Source organism: Anoxybacillus sp. MB8 (assembly GCF_011006755.1).
Classification (GTDB): Bacteria; Bacillota; Bacilli; order Bacillales; family Anoxybacillaceae; genus Anoxybacillus; species Anoxybacillus gonensis.
Genome location: NZ_RXXX01000033.1, coordinates 13068 through 32987, shown reverse-complemented (window position 1 = coordinate 32987; position 19920 = coordinate 13068). Strand labels below are relative to the sequence as shown.

Below are 19920 nucleotides of genomic sequence, written 5' to 3'. Positions count from 1 at the left end.
AAAAAGTATGTGATGAATTTTGTCGAAAAATATTTTTTTGGCACCCCTAAGATGCCAAGAAACCTTGATATATCAACATTTCTAGAGGGAGGGGAAATCATGTTTGGAAGGACGCATTATTGTGGAAAAGTAACGGATCAAGCGATTGGGCAAACGGTTCGTTTAAAAGGATGGGTTCAAAAACGTCGTGATTTAGGGGGACTTATTTTTATTGATTTGCGCGATCGAACAGGTATCGTTCAAATTGTATTTAGTCCAGATGTATCGAAAGAAGCGTTACAAGTAGCGGAAACGATTCGTAGCGAGTACGTGTTAGACGTAGAAGGAAAAGTCGTTCAACGCGAAGAAGGACAAGTCAATCCGAATTTACCGACAGGAACAGTCGAAGTGCGTGTGACGCACGTAACGATTTTAAGTGAAGCGAAAACACCGCCATTTCCGATTTCTGATAAAACGGACGTATCTGAAGATGTTCGGTTAAAATATCGTTATTTAGATTTACGTCGCCCTGTGATGTTTCAAACGTTTCAATTGCGCCATCAAGTGACGAAAGCCATTCGCGACTTTTTAGATGAAGAAGGCTTTTTAGAAGTAGAAACGCCAATTTTAACGAAGAGCACGCCAGAAGGGGCGCGTGATTATTTAGTGCCGAGCCGCGTGCATCCAGGAGAATTTTATGCGTTGCCACAATCACCTCAAATTTTTAAACAATTATTAATGGTCGCCGGTTTTGAACGGTATTATCAAATCGCTCGTTGTTTCCGCGATGAAGATTTACGTGCCGATCGCCAACCGGAATTTACACAAGTCGATATTGAAACGTCGTTTATGAGTCAAGACGATATTTTAGCGATGGTTGAACGGATGATGGCACGTGTCATGAAAATGGCAAAAGGGATTGACATCCCTATTCCATTCCCGCGCATGTCATATGACGAAGCGATCGCACGCTTCGGTTCGGACAAGCCAGACACGCGTTTTGGACTTGAGCTTGTCGATTTATCTGAGCAAGTGAAAAATTGTGGCTTTAAAGTGTTCGCTAGCGCAGTGGAAAACGGTGGACAAGTGAAAGCGATCAATGTGAAAGGGGCGGCGGATAAATATTCGCGCAAAGATATTGATGCGTTAACGGAATATGTGGCTCGCTACGGGGCAAAAGGATTAGCATGGTTGAAAGTCGAAAACGATGGACTAAAAGGGCCAATTGCGAAGTTTTTTAACGAAGACGAGCAAAAACAAATGATGCAAACGCTTGAAGCGGAAGTCGGCGATTTGTTGTTATTTGTAGCGGATAAAAAATCCGTCGTTGCCGATTCGCTTGGCGCGTTGCGTTTAAAATTAGGAAAAGATTTAAAATTAATTGACGAATCATCGTTCCATTTCTTATGGATTACAGACTGGCCGCTTTTTGAATACGATGAAGAAGAAGGACGTTATTATGCAGCGCACCATCCGTTTACAATGCCTGTGCGCGAAGATGTGCCAAAATTTGAAACAGATCCAGCAAGCGTGCGTGCACAAGCATACGATCTTGTGTTAAACGGGTATGAGTTAGGTGGAGGATCGCTTCGTATTTTTGAACGCGACATACAAGAAAAAATGTTTAAAGCGCTTGGCTTTACTGAAGAACAAGCACGCGAACAATTTGGATTTTTGCTTGAGGCGTTTGAATACGGCACTCCTCCGCATGGCGGTATCGCGCTCGGATTAGACCGACTTGTTATGTTGCTTGCGGGCCGTTCCAACTTACGCGATACGATTGCCTTTCCGAAAACAGCAAGCGCAAGCTGTTTGTTAACAGAAGCGCCGAGCGCAGTAAGCGAAGCGCAATTAGACGAATTGCATTTGCTCGTGAAGGACGTTCAAAAAGTAGACTAAATTTGTAACGTTGCAAATGCATGCAAAGTGTGCTAACATACAAGTAACAACAAGTCCTGATGTGTTTGTCGTATCACCTATTGTTTTGACCGAACAATGTGTGATACGGGAGCCCGGGTTTTCGAGTGGCGTACATGCCTCATTTACATAAAGAGGACGTACATAAGCTTGAAACAGGGCACCCACCTGTGAGAGAGCGGGTTCAAAACAAAGGCCATCAGCGACGGCACGATTGGGACTTAAGAAACAAAAACGAATAAAGCCTTAACGTAAAGAACATGCTTTACGTTGGGGCTTTTTTTGTGCCATAATGCATGTATATCCGATTGAAATACTTACATATGGGAGGAACAATATGTTACATCAATTTTCTCGTAACGAATTAGCGATCGGGAAAGAAGGGTTAAAACGATTAAGTGAAAGTACAGTGGCTGTTCTTGGTATTGGCGGTGTCGGATCGTTTGCGGTAGAAGCGCTCGCTCGCTCAGGCGTTGGACGCCTCATTTTAATCGATAAAGACGATATTGATATTACAAATGTCAATCGCCAAATTCATGCGTTGCTATCAACTGTCGGACGTCCGAAAGTGGAAGTGATGAAAGAGCGGATCGCTGACATTAACCCAGCGTGCGAAGTCATTGCACTAAAAATGTTTTATACGGAAGAGACGTATGAACAAATTTTTTCGTACGATATTGACTATGTCATTGATGCATCAGATACGATTTCATATAAAATTCATTTAATGAAACAATGTTTAGAACGCAATATTCCAATTATTTCGAGCATGGGCGCCGCAAATAAAATGGATCCGACTCGTTTCCGCATTGCGGATATTTCAAAAACACATACAGATCCGATTGCGAAAGTGATTCGTACAAAATTACGAAAAGAAGGAATTAAAAAAGGCATCACGGTTGTTTTTTCAGATGAAAGTCCAATCGTCATTCGCGAAGATGTGCGAAAAGAAGTAGGAAACGATGAGGCGACGATTCGGAAGGCGAAAATGCCGCCGTCGTCGAATGCGTTCGTTCCATCTGTCGCTGGCCTCATCATGGCGGCATATGTCGTGCAACAATTATTAAAAGACATCCCGATCCAACGTGTTGATCAACAGTAAGCGCAAGGGGAAATCCTTTGCGCTTTTGTTGTCGCACATTATTAGTTGCAAATGAAAAAGAATTGAATTATAGTGAAAGTGTGACTGTCCGGTCGTAATAAAACGACCGTTTGGTCATATTTCAAGAAAGAAAGGAAGAGCGGGATGAATTTTTTGACGAGGTTTAGTTTAAAAAACGCAGTTGCCGTATTTATCATTTCATTTTTACTTATATTAGGCGGATTATATTCATTTTCTTCTTTAAAAGTAGATTTACTTCCAAACATTGAGTTTCCACAATTGTCTGTGGAAGTCATTTATCCGGGTGCTTCACCAGAAGATATGAATGAACAAGTGACAGCGAAGTTAGAAGAAAAGTTTAAAGCAATTGAAGGAGTAAAGAAGCTTCAAAGTTCGTCATTTGAAAGCATCGCCATTGTCAATTTAGAATTTCCGTTTAACACCGATATGGAAAAAGTTGAGCAACAAGTTGAATCGCTGATGAAAGAAGCAAATTTGCCAGAAAACGTGCAAACGAAAGTGAATCGCTTCTCATTCGGTACGTTCCCAATTTATAATATTTCTCTATTTGCTAAAGGAGATACGAACGTACAGCAACTATTAGATGAAACAATTATTCCAGAGTTAAAAAAGATTAATGGAATTAACTCGATTTCCGTCGGTGGAATGGAAGAAAAATTCATTCAAATTACAGTAGACAAACAAAAAGCATTGCAATACGGGCTTAGCTTAACGCAAATTAAAGAACAAATTAACGAAAAGTTTTTAGCATTTCCAGCTGGAAACGTTCAAACGGAAACGGTGCAAATTCCGATTCGCGTTCAACAAAAAATTGAAACGATCGAACAGCTTGAAAATTTACCATTATCTTCTCCGATCATGAACGCATCACCAGGTGCGCCGGCAAGCGGACAAGAAGCGCCGACAACGATTACTTTAAAAGATGTCGCGAAAATTGAACCGGTTACCGAACAAGGCGAAATCACGCGCTACAATTTAAATGCAGCGCTGTCGATGGCCATTACAAAAAAGCAAGATGCGAATACGGTTGAAGTGGCAGAAAAAGTGTTAAACGTGCTTGATAAATATAAAGACAAAATCGACTATGCGATCGGATTTGATTCAGCAGAGGGAATTAAAAAGTCAGTTGAAACGCTTGTGCGCGAAGGATTGCTTGGAGCATTGTTTGCATCTATCGCGGTGCTCGTCTTTTTACGTAACGTGCGCGCAACAATTATTGCCATTGTCTCTATTCCGCTTTCGCTCTTAGTGGCATCGATTTTCTTACAACGAATGGATATTTCTTTAAACATTATGACGCTTGGGGGAATGGCGGTTGCTGTCGGACGTGTCGTAGATGATAGCATCGTCGTTATTGAAAACATTTTCCGTCGCGTTCGCAAGTCAAAGACGGGAATGACAGATGAACTCGTCGAAGATTCAACAAAAGAAATTTTAAAGGCGATTACATCATCGACTATTACGACCGTTGTTGTCTTTTTACCGCTCGGTCTTGTTGGCGGTGTGACAGGTGAGTTTTTCTTACCATTTGCGTTAACGATCGTATTTTCGCTTTTAATGTCGCTTATTGTTGCCATTACGATCGTTCCGATTTTAGCAAAATTCTCATTTAAAAAAGTGCCGCCAGAAGAAAAAGAAGGAGCGTTGCAACGAGCTTACGGCAAAGCGATTGAATGGGCGCTCGATCATAAAAAAACGGTGTTGTTCGTGTCTGTTGTATTGCTCGGTAGTTCATTTGCCATCGTACCGAAGTTAGGCTTTACATTTATTCCAAACGAAGAACAAAAAACGCTCATCGCCGCCGTCGAACTTCCTTCTTCGACGCCGTTAGAAAAAACGAATGAAGTATCGCTCCAAGTCGAGAAAATGTTTGATGAGAAGAAAGAAATTAAAGAAGTGACTGCTGGAATTGGCACGCGCGACTTCCGAAGCGGTTTAAAACGAAAAAATCAAGCGAACTATTTCATTACGTTAGAAGAGAACGTAAACGTTTCTCAATTTATTAAAGAGCTTGAAAAAGAAATGGAAGACATTGCCCAAGCGGAAGTGAAAGCGGCGAAAGTTGGCGTTCAAGAATTGCAATCTGGTGGACCGCCATCCAACAATAACGTGAACATTGACTTATACTCGACAAACTTAACGGCATTACAACAAGCAGCAAAAGATGTAGAGTCTTATTTGAAAAAACGTGACGATTTAAAATATGTGACAAACAACTTTGCAGACAAACAGAAGCAAGTCATTGTAAACATTGATCCGCAAAAAGCAGCACAATACGGAGTTTCTGGCTTCCAAATTCTTGGTACGATCGCTGATCAAACTCGTCCGGTGCAAGTGGGAACGTTAAAACTTAACGATGAAGAGCGGACGGTGCAATTGTCATATAACGAACAAATGACGTCGATGGAACAGCTAGAAAACACGCTTATTTTCACAAAGTTTGGCCCTGTTCCAGTCAAACAGTTAGCAGACGTAAAAGAAGTAGATACGTTTACATCGATTCAAAAACTAGACGGAAAAGTATTTGCGCGCGTCTCTGCTCAAATCGTAGGCGATAACATTCAAAAAGTCACACAAGACGTCATTAATGGCGTCAAACAAGACGTACAGTTACCAAAAGACGTCTCACTTGAAGGGGGCGGCGGAAGCGATGAAACGGTTGAAACGTTCCAACAGCTCGGCTTAGCGATGGCTGTTGCCATTGGGCTCGTATATATTACAATGCTCATTACGTTTGGAAAAGCGCGTATTCCGTTTATCATTTTATCGTCGCTCATATTCGTCCCAATTGGTTCATTGCTCGGTTTATTTATTGCGAATGAGCCGATGTCTGTGAGCGTCATGATCGGTTTGCTCATGCTCATCGGAATTGTCACGACGAATGCGATCGTTCTCGTTGACCGCATCGGGCAAAATCGCGAACAAAAAGGAATGGTGATTCGCGAAGCGTTAATTGAAGCAGGAAAAACGCGGCTACGCCCAATTTTAATGACAGCATTTGCGACAGTTGCCGCACTCATTCCGCTTGCGCTCACGAAATCATCAGGAACGCTCATTTCGAAAGGATTAGCGATTACAGTCATCGGTGGATTGACATCATCCACATTGTTGACGCTAATTCTCGTTCCTGTTGTGTATGAACTGTTTTTCTTCCGTCAAGCGAAAAAAGAACGTCGAGTATAATCGGTGACAGGCTGGCTGAAATTCGGTCAGCCTGTTGTGTTATAATAAAACGAGAAAACAATAAGGATGAGGGCGAATGAGCAGAAAAGAGCAAATTATTGAAGTCGCCATGAAATTGTTTGCGGAAAAAGGGTATCATGCGACATCGATGCAAGAAATTGCTGAACATAGCCATTTAGCGAAAGGGTCGCTATACAACTACTTTAAGTCAAAAGAAGAGATTGTTTTATCTATTTTTCAATATCATTACGATCAGTTGTTTCAACAATTTGCGCGCATTGCTTCAGACCGTTCGTTGACGGCGCGTGAAAAATTTTTAAAGCAACTTTCTTTACAAATTGAAGCGTTTGAACAACATAAAGAAATTGTGCAAATGCATATGGGAGATCATGCGCAAAAAGTAAGTGAAGACGTTCATGCGCTCGTTTTACGCATCCGTTCTCATTTATTTGATTGGTACATTCAGTCATTCATCGATATGTACGGAGAACGTATTCGTCCGTTTGTCCTTGATTGTGCCATTATGTTAAATGGCATGTTAAAAGAATATTTATTTTTTGCTTTGTTCGAAAAACAACCGTTTTCTTTTCAACGTTTAGCCCCTTTTTTAATGGAGCGATTGGACGCTCTTGTCGATAGTTTACAGCACGATATACCGCTCATTCGGCACGATGCACAAGCAGAAAAAGCGCGCGCGCTTCTGCTTATTGATGAGATGGTTGAGGAAGCACGTGATCATCATACGATGGAATTGTTGAAACAATTGAAAGAAGAAATGGAACGAGAGGAACCGCGGAAAGCGATTGTTGAAGCGTTTCTTTTATATTTACAACAAAGCGACATGCGTCAGTTCGTTCCTGCCTTACGTGCGGCGCTTGTGTTGTGAGGTGAAAAACGATGTTTACTCAAGAACCGCTTGCCTATCGGATGCGTCCACGCACGATCGAAGAAGTGATCGGACAAGACGATGTGATCGGTCCACATACAGCATTATATCGAATGATTAAAAATGGATATGTTCCATCCCTTTTACTTTACGGACAACCCGGCGTTGGCAAAACGTCGCTCGCTTATGCGATTGCGGGAACGATGCAACGTCCATTTTATGCGTTAAATGCAACGACGGCAGGGAAAAAAGAAATCGAAGAAATAGTGGCAGATGCCCGCTTTGAAGGGAACGTCATTTTATTTATTGATGAAATTCATCGGTTTACAAAAGCGCAACAAGATTATTTATTGCCGCATGTCGAAAACGGACTCATTACGCTCATAGGGGCGACGACAGAAAACCCGTTTCATTCGATTAACCCTGCTGTGCGGAGCCGCTTAGGACAAATGAAACAATTACAACCATTAACAAAAGAGAAGACGATCGAGTTATTGCATCGCGCTTTAACGGATCGTGAACGCGGATTAGGAAAGTGGCATATTGACATTAGCGATGAGGCGCTTGCCCTCATTGCCGAAGGAGCAAACGGGGATGCGCGCGTCGCATTAACGATTTTAGAAGAAGCGGTATATGCAACAAAACAGGGCGAGCATCGTGCGGTTGTTGATGCACATACCGTTTCGTTTTGCGTAGAAAAAAGGGCGTTGACGTATGATAAGCAAGGAGATACGTACTATTCTTTACTTTCAGCTTTGCAAAAAAGTGTTCGCGGCAGAAAAGTGTTCGCGGCAGCGACGTAGATGCTGCGCTTCATTATTTAGCGCGGCTTCTTGAGGGAGGAGACATGACCGCAGTGTGCCGTCGCCTTGCGGTCATTGCTTATGAAGATATTGGATTGGCGAATCCGCTCATCGGTGTGAAGGTCATGAGCGCAATAGAGGCAGCGGAGCGTCTCGGGATGCCAGAAGCACGCATTCCGCTTTCGGTTGTGACGATTGAAATGTGCTTATCACCGAAATCCAATAGCGCATATGAAGCGTTAGATCAAGCGCTTGCGGATGTGCGAAGCGGAAAAGGACAGTCGATTCCGCTTCATTTACAAGACGCTCACTATGCGGGCGCGAAACATCTTGGACGCGGAATAGGGTATAAATATCCACACGATTATCCGTACGGTTGGGTGGCACAACAATACTTGCCTGATGATTTAATCGGTGTGCGATATTATGAACCGAAACGAAACGGAGAAGAAAAGCAGCTTGCTTCCGTCTATGAGCGGCTCAATGAACGAAAAAAGCAGTAACGTTCCTTTGTTCTGCACTTTTATGTTATAATGGCTTGTGTTTCTTTTGATAGTAAATAAGGGGATGATTCGTTTGAAAATATCTACGAAAGGTCGATACGGCTTAACGATTATGATTGAGTTGGCTAAGCGATATGGAGAGGGGCCAATTTCATTAAAGTCGATTGCTCAAATGAACAATTTATCGGAACATTATTTAGAACAACTCATTTCCCCATTGCGAAACGCTGGTTTAGTGAAAAGCATTCGCGGAGCGTATGGCGGCTATATTTTAGCAAATGAACCGTCGAAAATTACGGCAGGCGATGTCATTCGTGTGTTAGAAGGTCCGTTGCAAGTCGTCGAAGAGCTAGAAGACGAAGAGCCAGCGAAGCGTGAATTATGGATGCGCATTCGCGATGCGGTAAAAGAAGTATTAGATAGCACGACGCTTGAAGATTTAGCAAGCCATACTGACGATCACGGTGACGCATATATGTTTTACATTTAAGAAAGGAGAATATATTTGGAGCGCATTTATTTCGATCATGCAGCGACGTCTCCTGTTCATCCACAAGTCGTTGAGGCAATGATTCCGTATATGACGACATATTTTGGGAACCCATCAAGCATTCATTCGTTCGGCCGTGAAAGTCGACGTGCGCTTGATGAGGCGAGGGAGACAATCGCGAAAACAATTGGAGCAAAAGGAAACGAAATCATTTTTACAAGTGGCGGAACAGAAGCGGATAATTTAGCGTTGGTGGGCGTAGCGATGGCGAATCGCGATAAAGGTCGCCACATTATTACAACGTCTGTCGAGCATCATGCCGTATTAAATACGTGCAAATATTTACAAAAACAAGGGTTTGATGTGACGTATTTACCTGTTGATGAGCATGGCATCATTTCGGTTGAACAGCTAAAAAGCGCGTTGCGCGATGATACGATTATCGTATCTGTGATGTTTGGCAACAATGAAACGGGCGTTTTGCAACCGATTTATGACATCGGGCAATTGCTTCGTGACCATGGGGCTTATTTTCATACGGATGCCGTTCAAGCGTACGGTTTAGTTCCGATGGACGTTCGTGAGCTTGGCGTTCATTTACTTTCCGTATCTAGCCATAAAATTAACGGGCCAAAAGGAGTCGGCTTTTTATATGTACGCGAAGGCGTTCGTCTTACCCCGCACATATACGGAGGAGAACAAGAACGAAAACGACGTGCAGGAACAGAAAACGTACCCGGTATTGTCGGATTGCAAAAAGCGGCAGAGATCGCTCAGCAAACGATGGCTGAAAAACGAGCGTTATATGAACAGTTTCAAAAAGTGATGTTAAAGACGTTTGCACAAGAAGGGATTCATTACGCAATCAATGGTCATGAAACATATCGTTTACCACACGTATTAAATGTGTCGTTTTTCGGAACAAATGTGGAAGCATTGCTTGTCAATTTAGATTTAGCAGGCATTGCCGCGTCAAGCGGCTCGGCGTGCACAGCGGGTTCGATTGATCCGTCACATGTGTTAGTAGCGATGTACGGAAATGAATCGGAGCGCATTCGCTCATCTGTTCGTTTTAGTTTTGGGTATGGAAATACGTTGGAACAAGTAGAACGAGCATCCTATGACATTGTAAAAATTGTGAAGCGACTAACGAAAGCATGAAAGGAGGGAGACGAATGGCAAGAGTTGTTGTCGGAATGTCTGGCGGTGTCGACTCATCTGTCGCAGCGCTATTGTTAAAACAACAAGGATACGATGTGATTGGCATTTTTATGAAAAACTGGGATGATACAGATGAAAACGGGGTGTGTACAGCGACGGAAGATTACGAAGATGTCGTGCGTGTATGTAACCAAATTGGTATTCCATATTATGCCGTCAACTTCGAAAAGCAATATTGGGAGAAAGTATTTACGTATTTTTTAGAAGAATATAAAGCAGGACGTACGCCAAATCCAGATGTCATGTGCAATAAAGAAATTAAATTTAAAGCATTTTTAGAACATGCGATGGCGCTTGGAGCCGACTATTTAGCGACAGGGCATTATGCGCGCGTCGCTTATCGCGATGGTGAATATCAATTGTTGCGCGGATTAGATGCGAATAAAGATCAAACGTACTTTTTAAATCAGCTCGGACAAGCGCAATTATCGAAAGTGCTGTTTCCGATTGGAGAATTGCAAAAATCGCAAGTGCGTGAAATAGCAAAAGAGGCGGGGCTTGCAACAGCAGGAAAAAAAGATAGCACGGGCATTTGTTTTATCGGTGAACGCAATTTTAAACAGTTTTTAAGCAATTATTTACCTGCACAACCGGGCAAGATGCAAACGCTCGATGGAGAAGTAAAAGGTACGCATGACGGGCTCATGTATTATACGATCGGACAGCGTCACGGACTTGGCATCGGCGGGAGCGGAGAGCCATGGTTTGTTGTCGGAAAAAATTTAAAGGAAAATGTTTTATACGTCGCACAAGGATTTGATAACGAATTGCTTTATTCGGATGCCATTATTGCGACGAATGTCAATTGGGTAAGTGATCGAAAGCCGCACGAACCGATTTCATGTACGGCGAAATTCCGTTATCGTCAACCAGATGTGCCAGTTACTGTAGAAATGATTGACGAGACGACAGCGCGTGTATCATTTAGCCAACGCGTGCGCGCAGTGACGCCGGGACAAGCGGTTGTGTTTTATCATGGTGAACAATGTCTCGGTGGCGGTACGATCGATCAAGTATTTCGCGATGGCAATCGACTCACATACGTTGGCTAACCTTCAACTCGACAGACGAGTTGAAGGCTTTTTTGTTATAATATGCATATGAGGTGAGATCAATGGATTACAATGCACAAGGCATTCAATATATGCAGCAACGTAAATATGAAGAAGCGGTCAAATGTTTTCATGAAGCAATTGAACAAAACCCGAACGATCCTGTTGGCTACATTAATTTTGGGAACGTGTTGGCAGCGGTTGGAGAAGAAGAAAAAGCGATTCGTTTTTTTAAAAAAGCGCTTGAACTTGATGAAAAAGCAGCGACAGCATATTACGGTCTCGGATCCATTTATTATAACCAGCAACAGTTCGAACGAGCGAAAGAACAATTTGAACGAGCTATTCAGGCTGGATTAACAGACGGCGATGTCTTTTTTATGCTCGGTATGTCGCTTATGTACTTAGAGCAGCCGCGTTTAGCGATGCCGTATTTACAACGGGCCGTAGAACTAAACGAGCGCGATGTGGAAGCAACGTTTCAACTTGGGCTTTGTTTAGCACAATTGCAGTTTGTGGATGAGGCGATGACCTATTTTGAACGCACCGTGCAATTAAACAATCGACATGCAGATGCTTACTACAATTTAGGTGTCGCATACGCATATAAGGACGATCCACAAACAGCCCATGCGATGTTCGAACAGGCGCTTGCTATTCAGCCGGATCATTTACTTGCAGGACACGGGAAAAAGCTAATGGAACGAGCGTTACAATAAAAAAGGGGGAGATGGCGTTGCAACAACAGCTAGATTTAGACGAGCGATCGTTTATTAAAGGCGTCCATATTGGCACGATTTTTCATAACGAAGACAATTTATATTCTGTCATTCGTGTACGCGTGGAAGAGACAAATGAAGCGCATATAGAAAAAGACGTTGTTGTAACAGGCTATTTCCCTTTGCTCGGAGAGTATGACACATATACGTTTTTCGGTTCGTTTAAAGAACATCCACGATTCGGGAAACAATATGTTGTCGAGCATTTTCGGAAAGAGTTTCCTGAAACAAAAGAAGGAGTTATTCAATATTTATCAGGTGGCATGTTTAAAGGAATCGGAAAAAAAACAGCCGCCGCCATCGTAGAAACGTTAGGCGAGAGGGCCATTTCTAAAATATTAGAAGACCCCGATGTGCTTGCAAACGTACCAAAATTGACAAAAGCAAAAGCGAAGCAGTTGTATGAAACGTTGCGCGAACATGAAGGGCTAGAACAAATTATGATCGCCTTGTCACAATTCGGATTCGGTCCGCAGTTGTCGATGAAAATTTATCAAGTGTACAAAGATGAAACGTTACAAATCATTCGCACAAATCCGTATCAGCTTGTAGAAGACGTTGAAGGGATCGGATTTGGCCGAGCAGATGATCTCGGTTTGCAGCTTGGCATTTCGGGCAATCACCCTGATCGTATTCGCGCAGGTTGCTTATATGTTATTGAACAACATTGTATGCAAGAAGGGCACGTCTACATGACGTATGAACAACTGCTTACGGAAGTGAAACAACTACTAGAAGCGAAACGTCAAGAACTCGTCGACATCGCTTGTATTTCCCGCGAAATCGTTCATTTATCTGAGGAAGGAAAGTTAATCGCTGAAGAAGATCGTTTTTACATTCCTTCGCTATATTTTGCCGAAAAAGGCATTGTGTCAAACGTAAAGCGACTGCTTGAGCAAACGGGCACGGCTACGTTTTCTGAAGCTGAATTTTTACTTGCGCTTGGAGAATGGGAAGAAGAGGCAAACATTCAATACTCGCAAAAGCAAAAAGAAGCGATTCAACAAGCACTTTGTTCCCCTTTATTTATTTTAACGGGCGGACCGGGCACAGGAAAAACGACGGTCATTAACGGCATTGTTCATTTGTTTGCGAAATTGCATGGGCTATCGCTTGATCCGGCGAGCTATGATGCGGAAGAGCCATTCCCTATTTTGCTTGCTGCTCCAACTGGACGTGCAGCGAAGCGCATGACGGAATCGACAGGATTGCCTGCGATGACGATTCATCGTTTGCTCGGTTGGAGCGGTGACGGATTTCAGCGTGGAGAAGATGAACCGATTTGCGGAAAACTATTAATCGTTGATGAAATGTCGATGGTTGATACATGGTTAGCTAATCAGTTATTAAAATCTGTCCCAACAACGATGCAAGTCATTTTCGTTGGCGACGAAGACCAATTACCTTCTGTCGGTCCGGGACAAGTGTTAAAAGATTTGCTTCGCGCAAACGTCATTCCGACCGTTCGGCTAACAGACATTTATCGTCAAGCAGAAGGTTCATCCATTATTTCGCTTGCTCATGCAATTAAAGATGGAAACATTCCTCACGATTTGACGTCTCCACAAAAAGATCGCTCATTTATTCGTTGTACGAGTGGACAAGTCGTTGACGTCGTAAAAAAAGTTGCTGAAAATGCAAAACAAAAAGGATATCGCGCAAAAGATGTGCAAGTGCTTGCGCCGATGTATCGAGGCCACGCAGGAATTGATCGGCTTAACGAGACGCTTCAACAACTATTTAATCCGAAATGTGACAATAAACGTGAACTTGTTTTTGGTGATGTTGTTTATCGCGTGGGTGACAAAGTGTTGCAACTCGTCAATCAGCCAGACGAAAACGTATTTAACGGTGACATTGGTGAAATTGTTGCTATTTTTTACGCTAACGAAAATGTTGAAAAACAAGACCTTGTCGTCGTTTCGTTTGATGGGAATGAAGTGACGTACCCAAAACAAGAGTTGCATCAAGTGACGCATGCATATTGTTGTTCGATTCATAAATCCCAAGGAAGTGAATTTCCGATCGTCATTTTGCCTGTTGTAAAAAGCTATTATCGTATGCTTCGGCGCAATTTATTATACACAGCGATTACGCGCAGTAAGCAATATTTAATTTTATGCGGTGAAGAAGAAGCATTCCAACTCGGAGTGATGCGAACAGAAGATGGAACGAGACAGACGACATTATACGAAAAATTAATCGCTGCTCTTTCACCTGAACAACAACTGCTTCCGATGGAAGATGCGAACATCGGAATGGAAGGTGTTACCCCGTATGACTTTATGGAAAATGACGTAACATAATGACGGACACACATATTCGCACGCTCCTTCTTTCCGTGACGTATGTTTGCGTAAAAAAATGACAAAGATAGAAGAAAAAATAAAAAGGAGCGTGTCCTTTTATGTTAAAGTGTCCGAATTGTCAAAGTAAAGATTTAGGGAAAATCGGTGTGAATCAGTATTATTGTTGGAACTGTTTTATTGAGCTAACCGTTCAAAAAGGTATGATCCATACGCACCAAGTTGAAGAAGACGGGACGCTTAGCTCGCTCGACGATTTGTTTAGTGAACAAGAACGAACATTGTTTTCGTAATGAAAGGAGAATGACGATGAATCGAACAATCGCTTCTTTAATTGCGATCGGTGCAGGAGTAGCCGCATATCAATTAGCGCAACGAAACGGTGGCATGAATATGCGCAACGTGCGAAAAGTCGGCAAACAAATGTTGCGTCCATTTATTTGACGAAAAACGGCAATCTCATTTGAGGTTGCCGTTTTTTGTATAACATCTTTCTTTTCACCCTACACTATAAACAAAGGGAGGGATCATCTTGGAACATTCACATCTTCATTTTTTCGTTCGTTTCACGAAATTGTTATTCGTTTTAGTTTGCCTATATTTTATTGTAAAGCTCAAGTCCGTATGGCTACCGTTTTTACACTTATTTATAAAAATTGTGACCCCTTTTTTCATCGCTGCGTTTATTACATACTTATTGCATCCGGTCGTTGAATACGTTCACCAACGCGGCATGCCGAGGGCGCTTGCTATTCTTTCGATTTACGCCTTATTTTTTGGAGGAATCGGTTTTGCCGTCTATAAAGGGACACCGTTATTTATCGCTCAGTTGGAAGACTTAAATAAAAGTTTGCCGATGTTTGTTCGCACATACGAACAATGGACGAATGCCATTCATGAACAAACGGCAACGTGGCCTTATGATGTTCATCAACGCATCGAGGCGATGATAGCGGAAGCGGAATCATTTATTAGCGAGGCGGTCACAGGTGCGATTATCGGGCTGAAACAGATTATTAATCGAGTGATCATTTTTTTTATTATCCCGTTTATCGCTTTTTACATGTTAAAAGATGTGGAACTGATTAAAAAAGCCGCGTGGGATTTAACACCAAAAAGATGGCGAAAGCAAGGTGTTCAATTTTTGCGCGACGTCGATCGAACGCTCGGTGGCTATATTCGTGGCCAATTGTTTGTTTGCTTATTGATCGGGACGGCTGCCACACTTGCGTTTTGGCTCATCGGCATGAAATATCCGCTTTTGCTTGGCATCATCGTCGGTGCGACAAATGTCATTCCTTATTTCGGCCCCATTATTGGTGCGATTCCAGCCGCCATTATCGCCGCGACGATGTCAGTAAACATGTTGTTTCTTACTGTCGGCATCGTTTTTTTATTACAGTTTATTGAGGGAAACATTTTATCACCTTTGATCGTAGGGAAAAGTTTACATTTACATCCGCTCATCATTATGTTTTCGCTATTTGTCGGTGGAGAAATAGGTGGAGTGCTCGGTTTAATTGTCGCTGTTCCAATTGTTGCGATCGCAAAGGAGACATTTACGCACATTCGTACGTTGAAAACAATGGTGCATTGACAAAAAAAAGGGGCTTGTCTATAATTTTCACAAGAGTAATACATACAAAAACGATGAAGGATCGAGTATGTTACAGTCCATCTTAAAGCGCTTTCGGCGCACAGAGAGGAATTTCCGCGGCTGAAAGAAATTCCAGATGAAGGGTAACAGAACGCTAATCCGGAGTGCAGGCAAACCCTGCCGACGAAGCCACGTTACGGCGGTTGAGGTGATGGACGTTTTGTCCATAAACAGGGTGGTACCGCGAGCAAGCTCTCGTCCCTGAGCAGGGATGGGAGTTTTTTATATTTTTAAGGGAGGAAGGAAACGTGAAAAAGCTAACATCTGCTCAAGTACGTCAAATGTTTTTAGACTTTTTTAAAGAAAAAGGTCACGCAGTTGAGCCGAGCGCATCGCTTATTCCAATTGACGACCCATCTTTGTTATGGATTAACAGCGGTGTCGCAACGTTAAAAAAATATTTTGATGGCCGTGTCATTCCGGACAACCCGCGCATTTGTAATGCGCAAAAATCGATTCGCACAAACGATATTGAAAACGTTGGAAAAACAGCGCGCCATCATACGTTTTTTGAAATGCTCGGAAACTTTTCAATCGGTGACTATTTTAAGCGCGAAGCCATTCATTGGGCATGGGAGTTTTTAACGAGCGAAAAATGGATCGGCTTTGATCCAAACCGTCTTTCTGTTACGATTCATCCAGAAGATGAAGAAGCGTTTGACATTTGGCATAACGAAATTGGTTTGCCAGAAGAACGAATTATTCGGTTGGAAGGAAACTTCTGGGATATCGGGGAAGGCCCAAGCGGTCCAAATACAGAAATTTTCTACGATCGCGGGGAACAATTTGGTAACGATCCGAACGATCCTGAATTATATCCTGGTGGAGAAAACGAACGTTATTTAGAAGTATGGAACCTCGTCTTTTCTCAATTTAACCATAACCCTGACGGCACGTATACGCCGCTTCCGAAGAAAAACATTGATACAGGCATGGGGCTAGAGCGGATGTGCTCGATTTTACAAGACGTGCCGACAAACTTCGATACGGATTTATTTATGCCAATTATTCGGGCGACGGAACAAATTTCAGGTGAAACATATCGCACCGATGCAGAAAAAGATGTCGCATTTAAAGTCATTGCCGACCATATTCGTACAGTCACGTTTGCCATTGGCGACGGAGCGCTGCCATCAAACGAAGGACGCGGTTACGTCTTGCGTCGCTTATTGCGCCGTGCGGTTCGCTATGCAAAACAATTAAACATTCAACGTCCATTTATGTATGAGCTCGTTCCTGTTGTCGGCGAAATTATGGTCGACTATTATCCGGAAGTGAAAGAAAAAGCACAATTTATTCAAAAAGTAATTAAAAACGAAGAAGAGCGCTTCCATGAAACGTTAAACGAAGGCCTTGCGATTTTAGCGAGCGTCATCGAAAAAGAAAAACAACGTGGTAGCGACACGATTAGCGGCGAAGATGTATTCCGTTTGTACGATACGTACGGATTCCCGGTTGAATTAACGGAAGAGTATGCAGCCGAAGAAGGAATGAAAGTCGACCACGACGGTTTTGAACGTGAAATGGATCGTCAACGTGAGCGAGCACGTGCTGCGCGTCAAGATGTTGATTCGATGCAAGTTCAAGGCGGCGTATTAGGCGACATTAAAGTGGAAAGTACGTTTGTCGGCTACGAACAACTTTCTGTTTCTTCTGTCGTAGAAGTCATCGTAAAAGACGGTCAACTTGTTAATGAAGTACGTGCAGGGGAAGAAGCACAAGTTATTTTACGTGAAACGCCGTTTTATGCAGAAAGCGGTGGACAAATTGCTGACCGCGGTTGGATCGAAGGAGAAACAGGAAAAGCGTATGTCAAAGACGTACAAAAAGCGCCAAACGGTCAACATTTACATCATATCGTTGTCGAACAAGGTGTCATTCAAACGAACGGCACATATACAGCGCATGTCGATGAAGCGGCGCGCGTCGATATCGTGAAAAACCATACAGCGACACACTTATTACATCAAGCGCTAAAAGATGTGCTTGGCGTGCATGTGAACCAAGCCGGTTCTCTCGTTGCACCTGATCGTTTACGTTTTGACTTTACTCATTTCGGTCAAGTGAAACAAGAAGAACTTGAACAAATTGAAGCGATTGTCAACGAACAAATTTGGCGCAATCTTCCTGTCAACATTGACTATAAGCCGCTTGATGAAGCGAAAGCGATGGGGGCGATGGCGCTATTTGGCGAAAAATACGGTGACATTGTGCGCGTTGTGCAAGTAGGCGATTATAGCTTAGAACTTTGCGGTGGTTGCCATGTCACAAATACAGCGGAAATCGGCTTGTTTAAAATCGTTTCTGAATCGGGCATTGGCGCAGGTACACGCCGCATTGAAGCGGTCACAGGAAAAGCAGCGTATCGTTTAATGAACGATCAAATTGCTTTGTTAAAAGAAGTAGCGGAAAAATTAAAAACGAACCCGAAAGATGTGCTTATGCGCATTGATACGCTCATGAACGACATGCGCGAATTGCAGCGTGAAAACGAATCGCTTGCTGCTCGTTTAAGCCATATGGAAGCAGAAAACTTAGTTAATCAAGCAAAAGAAATCAATGGCGTTCAACTTGTCGTAAGCAAAGTGAATAACGCCGATATGAACAGCTTACGTGCGATGGTCGATGATTTAAAACAAAAATTAGGATCAGCAATCATTGTGCTTGCTTCTGTACAACAAAATAAAGTAAACTTAATTGCTGGTGTCACAAACGACTTAATCGACCGCGGTTATCACGCTGGAAAACTCATTAAAGAAGTGGCGACGCGTTGCGGCGGCGGCGGCGGTGGCCGAGCAGATATGGCACAAGCAGGCGGAAAAGATGCGAATAAAGTAGACGAAGCATTGAAATTTGTCGAGCAGTGGGTAAAATCTGTTTAATAAACGGTGGAAATCGTGTACAATGGATGTAAGGATGGATATGCCAGATTTCTCGGAACGTGAGAGTGGGGTGCAAAAAACGGTGAGTTCGTTTGATAACACAATGCAATTTAACTTCTCGGAAGAACCGATGAACGTCGATGTTCGAGAAGTATTGCTTACTGTATACGACGCGTTGCAAGAAAAAGGATATAACCCGATTAACCAAATTGTCGGCTACTTATTGTCTGGTGATCCAGCTTACATCCCTCGCCATAAAGATGCCAGAAACTTAATTCGCAAAGTTGATCGTGACGAATTAATTGAAGAATTAGTGAAATTCTATTTACGAACACATCGCGAGGAATAGCCATATGCGTATTTTAGGATTAGACCTTGGAACGAAAACGCTCGGCGTTGCCGTAAGCGACGAATTAGGATGGACGGCTCAAGGCATCGAGACGATTCGCATCGATGAAGAACATGGCGAATATGGTTTTGACCGTTTGCGGCAATTGATCGAGCAATATGCGGTCGAAGAAATCGTTGTCGGGTTTCCGAAAAACATGAACGGCACGATCGGACCGCGCGGTGAGGCGACAAAACGCTTTGCAGAACAAGTGAAACAAACGTTTTCACTTCCTGTCGTCTTGTGGGACGAAAGGCTGTCTACCATGGCGGCAGAGCGGATGTTGATCGCTGCGGACGTCAGTCGAAAAAAGCGAAAGAAAGTGATCGACAAAATGGCCGCAGTGATGATTTTACAATCGTATTTGGACCATAAACAATTGAGGTGAACATGATGGAACACGGTGAAAAACACATTACAGTCGTTGATGACAACGGCAACGAGCAACTTTGTGAAGTATTATTTACGTTTGAATCTGAGGAATTTGGAAAATCTTATGTTTTGTACTACCCAATTGGTGCAGAAGAAGATGACAACGAAGAAATCGAAATTCACGCATCTTCCTTTATCCCAGCAGAAGATGGGCAAGCAGGAGAATTGCAGCCGATCGAAACAGAAGAAGAATGGGATATGATCGAAGAAATGTTAAACACATTCCTCGGCGAAGAGGAAGAAGAGGAAGAGTAAGAGTAAGAGGCTGACTGCGCGTCAGCTTCTTTTTTTTATTTATGTCATGTCGGTGTTTGTAGTA

16 protein-coding genes, 1 other RNA gene and 1 pseudogene are annotated in these 19920 nt (G+C 42.9%); all 18 read left to right on the top strand.

What is annotated here, in order from left to right; all coding sequences use genetic code 11:
* The first annotated feature begins 99 nt into the window (after window positions 1-99).
* Complete coding sequence (gene aspS / locus EKC99_RS11360; protein ID WP_163151951.1) at window positions 100-1878, top strand: aspartate--tRNA ligase; 1779 nt, start codon at window positions 100-102, stop codon at window positions 1876-1878.
* A gap of 50 nt (window positions 1879-1928) precedes the next feature.
* A non-coding RNA gene (gene ssrS, locus EKC99_RS11355) (6S RNA) lies at window positions 1929-2121 on the top strand.
* 112 nt (window positions 2122-2233) lie between these two features.
* A complete protein-coding gene (locus EKC99_RS11350) occupies window positions 2234-2998 on the top strand; it encodes a tRNA threonylcarbamoyladenosine dehydratase (RefSeq protein WP_009361692.1) in 765 nt (254 codons plus the stop codon).
* A gap of 144 nt (window positions 2999-3142) precedes the next feature.
* Window positions 3143-6202, top strand: coding sequence for an efflux RND transporter permease subunit (locus tag EKC99_RS11345; RefSeq protein WP_035067169.1), 3060 nt, complete (start codon window positions 3143-3145; stop codon window positions 6200-6202).
* Between the two features lie 76 nt (window positions 6203-6278).
* Window positions 6279-7088, top strand: a complete 810-nt coding sequence (locus EKC99_RS11340; RefSeq protein ID WP_035067166.1) for a TetR/AcrR family transcriptional regulator — start codon at window positions 6279-6281, stop codon at window positions 7086-7088.
* A gap of 11 nt (window positions 7089-7099) precedes the next feature.
* Window positions 7100-8394: pseudogene (locus tag EKC99_RS11335) on the top strand (replication-associated recombination protein A).
* 73 nt (window positions 8395-8467) lie between these two features.
* Window positions 8468-8884, top strand: coding sequence for a cysteine metabolism transcriptional regulator CymR (gene cymR / locus EKC99_RS11330; RefSeq protein ID WP_009361688.1), 417 nt, complete (start codon window positions 8468-8470; stop codon window positions 8882-8884).
* Between the two features lie 15 nt (window positions 8885-8899).
* Window positions 8900-10045 (top strand): cysteine desulfurase family protein, encoded by a 1146-nt coding sequence (locus tag EKC99_RS11325; protein ID WP_035067163.1) that lies wholly within the window; start codon window positions 8900-8902, stop codon window positions 10043-10045.
* Window positions 10042-11157: a tRNA 2-thiouridine(34) synthase MnmA gene (mnmA, locus tag EKC99_RS11320; RefSeq protein WP_035067160.1), complete on the top strand. Its 1116-nt coding sequence runs from the start codon at window positions 10042-10044 to the stop codon at window positions 11155-11157. Before EKC99_RS11325 ends, mnmA begins: the two co-directional genes overlap by 4 nt.
* Window positions 11158-11219: 62 nt before the next feature.
* The gene (locus EKC99_RS11315) at window positions 11220-11876 is read left to right on the top strand and encodes a tetratricopeptide repeat protein (protein ID WP_009361685.1); all 657 of its coding nucleotides are present in this window, start codon (window positions 11220-11222) and stop codon (window positions 11874-11876) included.
* Window positions 11877-11887: 11 nt separating this feature from the next.
* Window positions 11888-14242, top strand: a complete 2355-nt coding sequence (gene recD2, locus EKC99_RS11310) for an SF1B family DNA helicase RecD2 (RefSeq protein ID WP_019416816.1) — start codon at window positions 11888-11890, stop codon at window positions 14240-14242.
* 101 nt (window positions 14243-14343) lie between these two features.
* Window positions 14344-14535: a hypothetical protein gene (locus tag EKC99_RS11305; protein ID WP_009361683.1), complete on the top strand. Its 192-nt coding sequence runs from the start codon at window positions 14344-14346 to the stop codon at window positions 14533-14535.
* 10 nt (window positions 14536-14545) lie between these two features.
* Window positions 14546-14686, top strand: a complete 141-nt coding sequence (locus EKC99_RS11300; protein WP_081957758.1) for a YrzQ family protein — start codon at window positions 14546-14548, stop codon at window positions 14684-14686.
* A gap of 88 nt (window positions 14687-14774) precedes the next feature.
* Entirely contained in the window at window positions 14775-15839 is a 1065-nt protein-coding gene (locus EKC99_RS11295) for an AI-2E family transporter (RefSeq protein WP_035067156.1), read from the top strand.
* A 308-nt stretch (window positions 15840-16147) separates the two neighbouring features.
* Window positions 16148-18781, top strand: a complete 2634-nt coding sequence (gene alaS / locus EKC99_RS11285; protein WP_009361680.1) for an alanine--tRNA ligase — start codon at window positions 16148-16150, stop codon at window positions 18779-18781.
* Between the two features lie 82 nt (window positions 18782-18863).
* On the top strand, window positions 18864-19130 hold the full coding sequence (locus EKC99_RS11280; RefSeq protein WP_026011524.1) for an IreB family regulatory phosphoprotein: 267 nt from the start codon (window positions 18864-18866) through the stop codon (window positions 19128-19130).
* A gap of 4 nt (window positions 19131-19134) precedes the next feature.
* The gene (ruvX, locus tag EKC99_RS11275; protein ID WP_075038987.1) at window positions 19135-19557 is read left to right on the top strand and encodes a Holliday junction resolvase RuvX; all 423 of its coding nucleotides are present in this window, start codon (window positions 19135-19137) and stop codon (window positions 19555-19557) included.
* A gap of 5 nt (window positions 19558-19562) precedes the next feature.
* The gene (locus EKC99_RS11270) at window positions 19563-19856 is read left to right on the top strand and encodes a DUF1292 domain-containing protein (RefSeq protein ID WP_163151953.1); all 294 of its coding nucleotides are present in this window, start codon (window positions 19563-19565) and stop codon (window positions 19854-19856) included.
* The last annotated feature ends 64 nt before the right edge of the window (window positions 19857-19920 follow it).